This window comes from Clostridium amylolyticum (assembly GCF_900142075.1).
GTDB lineage: Bacteria > Bacillota > Clostridia > Clostridiales > Clostridiaceae > Clostridium_AA > Clostridium_AA amylolyticum.
The window spans coordinates 73976-86067 of record NZ_FQZO01000002.1 but is presented as its reverse complement, the minus strand read 5'-3'; the positions used below and the strand labels follow the sequence as shown (position 1 = coordinate 86067).

The following is a 12092-nucleotide window of genomic DNA, read 5'->3' as shown; positions in this document are numbered from 1 at the left end:
GTAGTGCAGGAATGCTTTATAGTATATTTTAAGATTATAAAGGGATACTGCCATGAATATTATCTTCAAAATTAAGGGGGGAGCAATATGAATTTGTTTAAGGGGAGATATGGCTTTGACAAGCTTTCTGCACTGATGTTATTGATAGGAATGCTTCTTCTTTTATGGAGATATACCATTTCCATAGGCGTAATTTTAATAGGGTTTGCCCTTTGGAGAGCTTTATCTAAAGACTTTGTATCTAGGGGTAACGAAGCATTAAAACTTCAAAATTGGCTTAATAGAACCTTTAAAGCAGGAAATGCTTATAATAAAAGCAAACCTTCCTTTCACAGTGGTATTAAAGGTTCAGCTAACAAAGTTAAGGATTATTTTAATGAGAAAAAGAACTTTAAAATATTTAAATGTCAGCGTTGCGGGCAAAAGCTTAGAGTCCCAAGAGGCAAAGGTAAAATTACAGTAACCTGTAAAAAGTGCGGATATGAATTTAAGATGAAGAGTTAATTTTAAAAGTGCATATTATTAGAACTATAAGAGTATAGGCTTTTCTTTTTAAAGTTTATGCTCTTTTGTTTTTATGTATTATGGGTTATAATTATATTGTTAATAATTTATCAATTAATGTAAATAGAGGGAATAATGATGATTTACGATGAGAATATAATCCACAATTACACAGATAATGAAATCTACGAAAAAGGTTTAGAATATTATAATAAGAATTTAGTAGAAGATTTTGTGGTGCAGATTTACTCTACGGAAAATTCTATGGTAAATAGGTATGGTATTGATACCTGGGTTCATTCTGCATTTACTGAAGCTGTGTATAATGTTCAGATAGGATTTAATGATAATAGTGGATTTACAAGGTTTCATTGTGATTGTTTATATTTCAATGAAAGTTATAGAAGAAAAGGTATATGTAAGCATATAGCTTCAACGCTGTTTAAATATTATAAGGAAAAGAGTAATCTTGTAATGGAAGAGAGGAGCGCTTTTAATGGTTCAAAGTTCCTAGATAACATAGATAATATGTTAAACAACATCCATGAAAAGAAGCAAAAGCTTAATGTTAAAATAAATTATCACTATAATAATACCGGAAGAATAAAAAGTCATGTTGAAGTAAAGGTAGGGGTAAATAGGCTTTATATTATAAAAGATATAGAAAGGTTTTTAGAAGCTATGGAAGATAATATTCCATTTAAATTATCTAAAGCCTTTCAGTATAACTCTAAACAGCATGAATTTAAAGAAGAGCATAAAGATTTAATAGCTTTATTTAAAGATATATATGAATTCAATAAAATTAGTCGTTTAAGCTTAAACTATGATAGAGGGATAATTAAGCTCTTAGATGGAAGAAAGCTTTATATACCATCTCGTCAAGTGGAGAGGCTTTTCAAGGCAGCTTCTAATAGTGATATTAATATTACAATAAACACCAAAGAAATAGGAGAGGTAAACTATTACGAGAAGGATATGCCTTTGGATTTTTGCATACATAGGGATAAAGAGGATTTGGTAGTATTGCCTAAGGGTGACCTACCTATAAGCTTAAATGATGAAAAAAGTATTTTTTATTATAAAGAAGCTTTATATAAACCTTCTAAAGAGCAGATTAAGCTTTATCTGCTTTTAGAAGAAGCCTTGGGCTATGAACAGGAGCCTATGTTTAAAATTAGGCAAAGTGAAGGGGAAAGATATGCCTCTTATATGCTGCCTCTATTAAAATCTATAAGTAAAAATATAGATATATGTAATGAACTTAAAGACTCATATATTATAGAAGATTTCAAAGCCAAGGCTTATATAGATAAAGAAGGCAGCAAGATAAAATGTAACCTTGTATATACCTATGGTGATGTAGACATACAAATACCTGATAATACATCAAACAATAAAAATGAGTTAATACTTAGAGATAAACTAAAAGAAAAAAATATAGAAAATGTTCTCATGGAACTTAATTTTAAAAAGGGTAAGGATAATTTTTATCTACAAGGAGATGAATCTTTAGTATATTTTCTTAAAAAGGGAGTGCTGGAGCTTCAAGAAATCTGTGAGGTTTATTACTCTGAAGGTTTTAAAACCCTTAAGCTATATGATTATACCAGCATACAAACTAACCTTAGTATAAATAATAACAACCTTTTTAAAGTAGATTTTTATATAAAGGACATAAATAAAAAAGACATAGCTACTTTATTTAAAGCCATAAAACACAATAAAAAATACTTTAAATTAAGAAATGGTAATTTTATTGACCTCGAGAATAAAGAACTTCAAAAGCTAGTAGAGTTCATTGATAATATTGGTATCAAAAAAGAACAATTAATGGAAGAAAGTATAGAGCTTCCACTCTATAAAGCTTTTGCTGCAGAGCAAATAAAGCAAATTGATAACATTGAAAATGTAAATATAAATGAAGACTTAATAAATTCCTTAAAAGAAATTAGAAGCTTTAAAACCTTGGATGCTTCTGTTCCAGATAATCTGAAAGGCATACTTAGAGACTACCAAGTATCTGGTTATAAGTGGCTTAAATACTTGTCTCATATGGGCTTTGGAGGAGTATTAGCAGATGAGATGGGACTGGGTAAAACCCTTCAATCTATAGCTTTTTTACTATCAGAAAAGGAGAAAGGGACTTCCCTTATAGTTGCTCCAACCTCTTTACTTTACAATTGGAAAGAGGAGTTGGAAAGATTTGCTCCAGAGCTTAAGGTGCTTATTATTCAAGGTAATCCAGAGGATAGAGAAGAATTAATAAATAGCATTAAAGAGTATGATGTAGTAATAACATCTTACGCATTGCTGAGAAAAGATGCTGATAGATACAAAGATTATGGATTTTATTGTTTTATACTGGATGAAGCTCAGAATATTAAAAACCCATATTCTCAAAATGCTTCCTGCACAAAGGCCATTAAAAGCCGAATACGGTTTGCTCTTACAGGAACTCCTATAGAAAATTCATTGTCAGAGCTTTGGTCTATTTTTGATTTTATTATGCCAGGATATTTAATGAATTATAATACATTCATTTCAAGGTTTCAGGGACCCATATCAAAAAATGTAAATGCAGATGCTTTAAGTAAGCTTAATTCTTTAATAAAACCTTTTATTTTAAGAAGGTTAAAAATACATGTGGCATCAGAACTCCCTAATAAAATACAACATAAAATATCCTTAGACCTTACAAAGGAGCAAAAGGAAATCTATACGGCTTATCTTGCTGCAGCTAGCAAAAAAATAAGAAAAGAAATAGATGTTCAGGGTTTTGAAAAAAATAGGATAAAAATATTGGGAGTATTAACTAGACTGAGACAGATATGTTGCGATCCTTCTTCTTTTATACAAAATTATAACGGTGAAAGCGCAAAGATTTCAGCTCTTTTAGAGATATTACAACAGGCATTGGAAGAAAATCATAAGGTTTTAGTGTTTTCTCAATTCACCTCAGTACTAAAAAATATAGCCTTTAAATTGGATAGCAACAACATAGATTATTGTTATTTAGATGGTAGCATGACCTCAGAAGAGAGAGTAAAAGTAGTAAATAACTTTAATATAAGTAATAGCCCCATGGTATTTCTTATATCATTAAAAGCTGGTGGTACCGGACTTAACCTCACCTCAGCGGATATAGTAATACACTTTGACCCATGGTGGAATCCTGCTGTGGAAGATCAAGCAACAGATAGAGCTCATAGATTAGGACAAAAAAATTCTGTAGAGGTAATAAGGTTAATTACCAAGGGAACTATAGAAGAAAAGATATATACCCTTCAGCACAAAAAGAGAGAAATAATAAATAAAGTGCTTTCAGAAGAGAAGCATGGGGGATTTATAAGTAGCTTTACAGAAGGTGAACTTTTAGAACTCTTAGAAATATAGATTGAAGCATATATTTAGAAGAACTTATCCAGGAGCTTAGCGCTCATTATCATGCTACTTGAAAAAGTGAGGGTATTAGGAGCGGTTAGCTATGGGATAAAATATAGGGGAAAAGCATACATAGCATTTTCTCCTATATTTTTATTAGAGCCAATTTTTCTTTTTAAAATATCTAACTTGAAGTATTACCAATATTAACATAACTACAAGAGTTATAGGATAAGCAAATTTAGACTCTATTTCAGGCATAAATTTAAAATTCATTCCATATATACCTGCAATTAGGGTAAGAGGAGCCATAATAGTAGTAATAACAGTTAAAAACTCCATGGTTTCATTCATTTTATTGGACATTTTAGAATTGTATAAATTTAAATCTGTAGCTAAGGTGTCTAGTTCAGATTCTAGAGCCTCATAAATTTTGAAGGTATTGTCATGAACAGTTTTAATATAGTTTGTATTTTCTTCGTCTATAACATCGTAATCATAACTTATAAGAGAATAAGTAACGGTACGTAGGGAACTAACCACCCGCTTGAATTTTAATATTTCTTTTCTAAGTTTCAGTATTTTATCTTGAAGTTCATTAGTGTTTCCATCTATTAAGGCTACCTCAATTTCTTCTACCATGCTTTCCAAATCTTCTAGAGCGGCAAAATATTCATCACATATGTAATCTAGGATTAAGTACAAGATTCCATCAGTGTTACCTTTAAGGGCTGTAGGGTGAGTAGAAAGATTTTTCCATATTTCTTCAAATATTTTAGAATGCTCACTGCCTAGGGAAATTATTATGTTTTTATTAATGATAAAATGTTTTTTTAGCCAATGCATATGTTTTTTTAGGTTACTATCTTTAAGAATAAGCATGTCTATGCTATAGAAGTCAGAATATTTTTCTACTGAAGAATGACGTGCTGGAAGCTCTCTAGCAATAGATGAGTTAGAATAATCGAAAAACTTATTTATTATATCTTTAAAGTCATCCTCCTTTGAATTTGAACAATAGTCTATATCTATCCACATAATATTACATTGGATGTTATGGCATTCTTTAAGAAAATTATCAGTGCTTTCATAATTTTTTATTTCAACTTTATTTAAGTATTTTGAATGATACATTACTCTAATCAAAATATAACCTCCCTTTATAATAAATTATAGTTTATTTAAAGCATATAAGATATGAATTATGTTTTAATAAAATATAAATTTATATATTTTATTTATGAAATGTTGGCTTTTAATGAAAACATTTTCGTATAATTTAATGTATAACTATTGAAAATATTTACATAATATGTAAAGAAAGTTAAAATATAATTAAAAAATAAGAGTGGTGCTTTATATGGATAAAAATAAAAATGAGCTAGTAAACAAAATAATATATATATCAGCTAATGTTGTTACAGCTTTGTTCTTATACTTTGGACTGAAGCAATGCATATACTATAAGATTGATCTTATCATCGCTTATAGTGCCACCTTGGCAATGCTTTTTGCAGGTGTAGTAGTTATATATTTATATCATAAAAAATATATAAAGAGTTCACTATACATAGCTACCTCCATATCTCTACTGATTTTTATATGGAGCCATGTGTTTAATAATTATTCAGAAGTGAAAATAAGCCCCTTCCCATTGATTGGCATCTTTCTTATAGTTATTATGAATAGAATCATTATAGATTTTAAAAGGGGAGCAATTAAAAAGCTTCAATTAGCTTATAGTATAGCTTTTTTATCTTTCATTTTTTGCATATATTTTTGTAATGTAGGTTTATGCTTCTCCCAAGGGCAAGTACTGAAGAACCAAGTGATTTCTTATTTGAAGGATAAGGGCTGTAGCGATAATATTCATAGTATAATAGAATATCCAGAGTATACTATAGTAATTTTTAATGATGAAAAGGAAATAGAATATAGATATGAATTTAAGAGAGGTAAAGTAATTCAAAGGTCATTATATACACCTAAAGATTTAAGTGTTTACAAAAATATGGAACATAAAGATGTAATGATAAATAATAAGTAAGAGGTAAGAGGTAAGAAATAATAGGTAATAAGTAATAAGTAATAAGTAGTAAGTAATAAAAGGTTGCAAGTAATGATTAGGTTGTATTACAATACTAGTGGCACTATAATTTTAGTGAAACTTATTTAGATACGATGGATAAAATTTATCCTATAGCTAACCGCCCTTAATGCTCCTACTTCTTTAAGTAGTGAAATAAGGGGTGCTAAGCTCCTGGATAAGTTCCTTTAAACTTCAGATGGAGTAAGTATTTCTTTTAAGCGAATTGCATCTGAAGCTAAGAATCACTTGATTGAAAGGATGGGAGAGCATGTGGAAAGAGTTTAAAGAATTTGCTATGAAAGGAAATGTCATAGATTTAGCAGTGGGTGTTATTATAGGAGGTGCTTTCAACAAAATAGTTACATCTTTAGTTGAGAACATATTAACACCTATATTAGAACTTGTTATGGGAAAAATAAATATATCTGATATAGTACTTTCTCCTTTTGGTGTAAATATAAAATTAGGTTTGTTCTTACAAAGTGTAATTGATTTTCTTATAATGGCATTTACCATATTCTTGATGGTTAAAGCTATTAACAGGTTAAGAAGGCCTAGACAGGAAGAAGTAAAAGAAATAGTTGAAAAAAAATTATCTAAGGAAGAAGCTCTTCTTACAGAAATAAGAGATCTTTTAGCAGAAAAAGGTAATAATTAATTTAAAACTAAAAATTTAACCGCAAAAGCTCAATTATTGATAATAATTGAGCTTTTTAGTTAGTAGTTATTTAATATAGAATTAGAATTTTAAAATATTGGGTAAATGGACATGTATAAACTATTTAAGTATAATGAAAAATATATGTATTTACAGGAGGAAAAATGAATAGCAATATACTTGGAATATTAGTTTCTATAATTTTCATTTTTATTATTATTGCAATGTCTACAGAACTTACATCAAAAAACATTATTAGTGGTGAAGGCAGCAGAAAGTTTATACACATAGGAGTTAGCAATTGGTGGATTATAGCTATGATATATTTTAATAGTCCCATTTATGCAGCCATTGTACCAGCTCTATTTATTGTGATAAACTATATATCTTATAAGAAGCAAGTTTTTAAAGCCATGGAAAGAGATGGGTCAAAAAAAGATTTAGGCACTGTATATTATGCTGTTTCATTATTTGTTTTATCAGTTGTTACCTTTAGCCAAGGTTTTAACCCTTACATAGGAGCTTTAGGGATACTGGTTATGGGATATGGAGATGGACTAGCTGCTGTTATAGGCAGTAAATATGGTAAGCATAAGATAACGGTTCACAATAGTACTAAGAGCCTTGAAGGTAGTGTTACTATGTTTATAACTTCCTTTATTACAGTTTTTATATTACTTTCTATATTTAATGATTATTATAAGTTAGCCGTTAGCTTAATTTTAGCTGTAGTTGCAGCAATACTTGAGCTTGTCACTCCAGAAGGCTTTGATAACATTACAGTACCCTTAGGAACTTCATTTTTGTACATGGTTATTGTTGCGATTATTTAGGAGGAAAAATGAAGAATTTAATTATTGGATTTGTTTTCTCCACCATTATTTCTTTAGCTGCCTATAAAAAGAATTCACTTTCAGAAAGTGGTGCCATAGCAGCTGCTATAATGGGTGGACTTATGTATTTTTTTGGGGGCTTTGTTGCCACAGCTTTACTTATAGGATTTTTTGTGTCCGCTAGTTTACTTACAGTGCTAAACAAGAATAAGAAAAAAGATGTGGCAAAGCTTAATGAAAAAGGTGGCAGAAGAGATGTATTTCAGGTTTTCGCCAATGGAGGAGTAGGACTATTATTTGCAGCTTTATTTTATTTTACAAAAAATCAGCTGTTTTTAGTGGGATGCGCCATTTCTTTTGGAGAAGCTAATGCGGATACCTGGGCTTCAGAAGTAGGAGTGCTTAGCAAGAAGCTTCCAGTTTCTATACTTACAGGAAAGGCTTTAATGAAAGGTATGTCTGGAGGCGTTAGCATCCTAGGAACTTTTGCTGCTCTTGCAGGCTCTACTTTTATGGCAGTGGTCTTTGCTATTAGCCATATAATAGAGTATGGCTATGATAAATTTGTTATTTTTGGCTTTATAGCTGCCATGGTTTTAGGGTTTTTTGGAGCTATAATAGATAGTGTTTTAGGAGCTTCTATACAAGCTCAATACTATTGTGAAGAAGAAAACATAATCACCGAACAAAGTCTTCACAATGGAAAACCCAATAAGCTTATAAAAGGATTTTCTTTTTTTAATAATGATATGATAAATTTATCCAGTAACATAATAAGTTCCATAATGATATTTTTCTTTATATAAAGTTGACAATGGTTAGTATATATCATATTATGATATTATAATTAAAATGTTTTGAAAAGAAGAGTAGTAAAGTGGAGTGTCTAAAAGAGATCCGGGGAAGGTGAAAGCCGGAGTCAAGAAGCTTTATGAACATGGTCTTGGAGCAGATTTTCTGAGCCTTAATATGGTTAGGAAAATACGGGAGCAACCGTTATATTGCAAGGTGATAAAAGCTAGATATTTCTGGCGGAGTCACTTAATGAGTCGTCTTTTGTGAAAAAGATGAAAAATAGAGTGGTAACGCGAATAATACGCCTCTATACGGGAATATTTCCGTATAGAGGCTTTTTTAATTTTCAGCATAAATTAGGAGGAGATAAAATGTGTAAAAAAACTTATTATATTACCACACCCATTTATTACCCATCAGCAAATCTTCATATAGGTAATACCTATACCACTGTAGCAGCAGATGCTATGGCTAGATTTAAAAGGTTAAAAGGTTACGATGTAATGTTCCTTACTGGTACCGACGAGCATGGACAAAAAATACAGAGGATAGCTGAAGAAAAAGGCGTAACACCAAAAGCTTATGTGGATGAAATAGTGGCTGGTATTAAAGATCTTTGGAAGCTTATGAATATCAGCTATGATAAATTCATAAGAACTACTGATGACTATCACATTAAAACAGTACAGGATATATTTAAGAAGCTGTATGCACAGGGAGACATATATAAAAGTTCCTATGAAGGTTGGTACTGCACACCTTGTGAATCCTTTTGGACTGAAACACAACTAGTGGATAGCAAGTGCCCAGATTGTGGAAGACCAGTGGAAAAAGCTAAGGAAGAAGCTTATTTCTTTAAGATGAGCAAATATGCTCCTAGGCTTATAGAGCATATAGAAAATCACCCAGAGTTTATTCAGCCTGAATCTAGAAGAAATGAAATGCTAAACAATTTCCTAAAGCCAGGACTTCAAGATTTATGCGTTTCTAGAACCAGCTTTAACTGGGGTATACCCGTTACTTTTGATGAAAGTCACGTTATATATGTATGGATAGATGCATTATCTAACTACATTACAGCCCTTGGTTATGGCAGTGATGATACTGAACTTTATAAAAAATATTGGCCAGCAGATGTTCATTTAATAGGAAAAGATATATTAAGATTTCATACCATTTATTGGCCAATTATGCTAATGGCTTTAGACCTTCCATTACCAAAACAGGTATTTGGTCATGGTTGGCTGCTAGTGGATGGGGGCAAGATGTCAAAGTCCAAAGGTAATGTAGTAGACCCTGTAATCCTAGTTAATCACTTTGGTGTGGATGCAGTAAGATATTATCTTTTAAGAGAAATACCTTTTGGTTCTGATGGATTATTTACCAATGAATTATTTATTAAAAAGATAAATTCAGACCTAGCCAATGATTTAGGAAACCTTTTATCCAGAAGTGTAACCATGGTAGAAAAATACTTTGATGGAGTGATTCCAGCTCCTACAGCCAAGGAAGCTATTGATGACGAGCTTATAAAGCTTGCTTTAGAAACACCTCTTAAAGTAGAAGCTGCTATGGATAAACTGAAAATCCCTGAAGCTTTAGATGCAATTTGGGACTTAGTAGGAAGAGCAAATAAATATATAGATGAAACTACACCATGGATCCTTGCTAAGGATGACAGCAAGAAGGAAAGATTAGGAACAGTGCTTTATAATCTTATTGAATCTTTAAGATTTACATCTGTACTGGTTTCAGCATTCCTGCCAGTAACCAGCGAGAAGATAAATGAACAAATTAATAGTGAGTTAACTTCTTGGGATACATTATCTGCCTTTGATGGCACTTCTGCAGGTAAGAAGGTTAAGAGGGGAGAAACTCTTTTCCCAAGGATAGATTTAGAAGCAAAGATAAAGGAATTTGAAGCTTTAAGCCAGAGGACTAAAGAAGAAAAAGCTCCTATGCAGCCAATAAAAGAAGAAATAACCATAGATGATTTTGACAAAATAGATCTAAGAGTGGTGAAGGTAATAAGCTGTGAACCAGTTAAAGGAGCAAAAAAACTATTAAAGCTTAAAGTGGATTTAGGTGGAGAAGAGAGACAGGTAGTTTCAGGTATAGCTCAGTACTATAAGCCTGAAGAGTTAGTGGGGAAAAATGTAGTGTTAGTGGCTAACTTAAAACCTGTAAAATTAAGAGGAGAATTATCTCAAGGGATGATACTGGCAGCTGCTACTGATGATGATTCAGTGTTATATGCTGTAAATCCTGGTGATTTACCTTCTGGAAGCCAAGTGAGATAGTAAATTTAATAAAAAATTTACAAAAACTGCTGAGGAGATTTAATTCTACCCAGCAGTTTTTTTAATATATCGAAGGAATAAATGCCTGTATTAAAATTAACATAGCCTGGATTTTTTGAATATATTAAATTTATTTTGCAAATAATAAATTACCGTTAACTATGTAAAATCTCTTTTAAAATAAGGAGTTTGTACTAAGGAAGAGTATATAATCTATATATAGTTTGGTGAAAGAAGGTGAAAATATGGGTAGAAATATTTTAAGGTGCATGCTGGGAAGTTTGTCTATAAGTATTGCAGCTCTGATTATAAGTTCTTTAGCAGTACCTCCAGTTATATTTTTAAAAAGTTATGCAGGGAGTTCAATTATCAGTGCTAGAGGCATTTATTTAATTATTATAGTAGTAATTCTTGCATTATGTGCCTTGGGCTATTACTTTTTAGGAAAAAGCTTAAAGATTTATAAAGAAGACATGAAAAATATTATTCCTGTGGTTTTCTTTACTTTATGGAATATTTTATTGCTTTCTTTAACCTATATTTTTCAAAATTCAAATCCGGAATTATCTAGATTTAATTACAATATATTTTGTTTATTCAACGCACAATGGATGAGCCTCATTATTATCACAGCCGAGAACTTTATTTTTAAAAGCAGCATTGTATACTCTGTTTTTCCATCTTTATTCATTTATTTGGGGGTAAGAAAAATCCAAAGTTAGTAAATTATTAATATATAACAAAATCAAAAGACTACTGAAAAATATAAAGTTTTTCAGTAGTCTTCTTAAATTTTATGAATTTAAAGTATCTTCCAAAGCATCTAAGTTCAGCACATAAATATGATCTTTATCATAATCTATGATTTGCTCTTCTTTCATCTTCATTAATTCTCTTGATAAAGATGGCCTTTGTACACCTAGCTTGTCAGCCCAATCTTTTTTTGACATATTTAACTTTATTTTATTAGAACCGGTTTTTTTATAGCTTATATATATAAAATCACATATTTTTTGACGAAGGCTCTTAAGTCCTATTTGTTTTAGCTTAGAGCTTAGGGCAACAGCTTTATTGGAAAGAGTCCTTAAAAGGGTATTTAAAAAATCTGTATTTGTGGTACAAAGTTTTTCTACATAATCTTTAGAAATATGAAGCACTGTACTTTGTTTTTTGCTTATAACATCCATGGGATAAAAATTTCTATCTCCAAAAAGAAGGTTCTCTCCAAAGACTTCACCTTCATGAAGATTTGAAACCGTAAGTACTTTTCCAGAGGGTTCTAGTTTTTGTATTTCAATTTCTCCTGAAAGTATTATACTTAAATTAGTACATTTTTCTCCTTCGCTGAAGATAACATCCTCAGAATAATAGGAGATTATTTTACAAGAGATACTTTGTAATAACATATTTAAAGATTCATCGCTAAAGGTCTTAAATAATTTAGAATCCTTTAATACCTTAATATATTCTTGAAAATTATAAGTTTTCAAATTATCACCTCTTTTTGAGATTAAGTAATTATTATTATA

The 12092-nt window shown here is 30.7% G+C and carries 10 protein-coding genes and 1 other annotated feature; of the genes, 8 read left to right on the top strand and 2 right to left on the bottom strand.

All coding sequences use genetic code 11. The features are described from left to right. The first annotated feature begins 87 nt into the window (after nt 1–87). Together BUA82_RS04980 and BUA82_RS04975 are read left to right on the top strand one after the other, a co-directional pair. Entirely contained in the window at nt 88–504 is a 417-nt protein-coding gene (locus BUA82_RS04980) for a hypothetical protein (RefSeq protein ID WP_073005304.1), read from the top strand. Between the two features lie 135 nt (nt 505–639). Beyond that, nucleotides 640–3900, top strand: coding sequence for an SNF2 helicase associated domain-containing protein (locus tag BUA82_RS04975; protein WP_083599793.1), 3261 nt, complete (start codon nt 640–642; stop codon nt 3898–3900). A gap of 144 nt (nt 3901–4044) precedes the next feature. On the opposite strand, the gene corA is transcribed toward BUA82_RS04975, so the two are convergent. Continuing rightward, entirely contained in the window at nt 4045–5034 is a 990-nt protein-coding gene (gene corA, locus BUA82_RS04970) for a magnesium/cobalt transporter CorA (RefSeq protein WP_073005302.1), read from the bottom strand. A 214-nt stretch (nt 5035–5248) separates the two neighbouring features. Between corA and BUA82_RS04965 the strand changes: the two genes are divergently transcribed. The 6 genes from BUA82_RS04965 (at nt 5249) to BUA82_RS04945 (ending at nt 11285) form a co-directional block, all read left to right on the top strand. After that, nucleotides 5249–5935, top strand: a complete 687-nt coding sequence (locus BUA82_RS04965) for a hypothetical protein (RefSeq protein ID WP_073005301.1) — start codon at nt 5249–5251, stop codon at nt 5933–5935. A gap of 310 nt (nt 5936–6245) precedes the next feature. Further along, nucleotides 6246–6635 (top strand): large conductance mechanosensitive channel protein MscL, encoded by a 390-nt coding sequence (gene mscL, locus BUA82_RS04960; protein ID WP_073005299.1) that lies wholly within the window; start codon nt 6246–6248, stop codon nt 6633–6635. Between the two features lie 164 nt (nt 6636–6799). Next, nucleotides 6800–7468, top strand: a complete 669-nt coding sequence (locus BUA82_RS20285; RefSeq protein WP_083599792.1) for a diacylglycerol/polyprenol kinase family protein — start codon at nt 6800–6802, stop codon at nt 7466–7468. Nucleotides 7469–7476: 8 nt separating this feature from the next. Continuing rightward, on the top strand, nt 7477–8274 hold the full coding sequence (locus BUA82_RS20280) for a DUF92 domain-containing protein (protein WP_083599791.1): 798 nt from the start codon (nt 7477–7479) through the stop codon (nt 8272–8274). A 42-nt stretch (nt 8275–8316) separates the two neighbouring features. Next, nucleotides 8317–8575 (top strand) — a binding site (T-box leader). Nucleotides 8576–8634: 59 nt separating this feature from the next. Next, the gene (gene metG, locus BUA82_RS04950; protein ID WP_073005297.1) at nt 8635–10563 is read left to right on the top strand and encodes a methionine--tRNA ligase; all 1929 of its coding nucleotides are present in this window, start codon (nt 8635–8637) and stop codon (nt 10561–10563) included. Between the two features lie 245 nt (nt 10564–10808). Beyond that, the gene (locus tag BUA82_RS04945) at nt 10809–11285 is read left to right on the top strand and encodes a hypothetical protein (protein WP_073005295.1); all 477 of its coding nucleotides are present in this window, start codon (nt 10809–10811) and stop codon (nt 11283–11285) included. 72 nt (nt 11286–11357) lie between these two features. Here BUA82_RS04945 and BUA82_RS04940 read toward each other — a convergent pair whose 3' ends face one another. Beyond that, entirely contained in the window at nt 11358–12053 is a 696-nt protein-coding gene (locus BUA82_RS04940) for a Crp/Fnr family transcriptional regulator (protein ID WP_073005293.1), read from the bottom strand. Between the last annotated feature and the right edge of the window lie 39 nt (nt 12054–12092).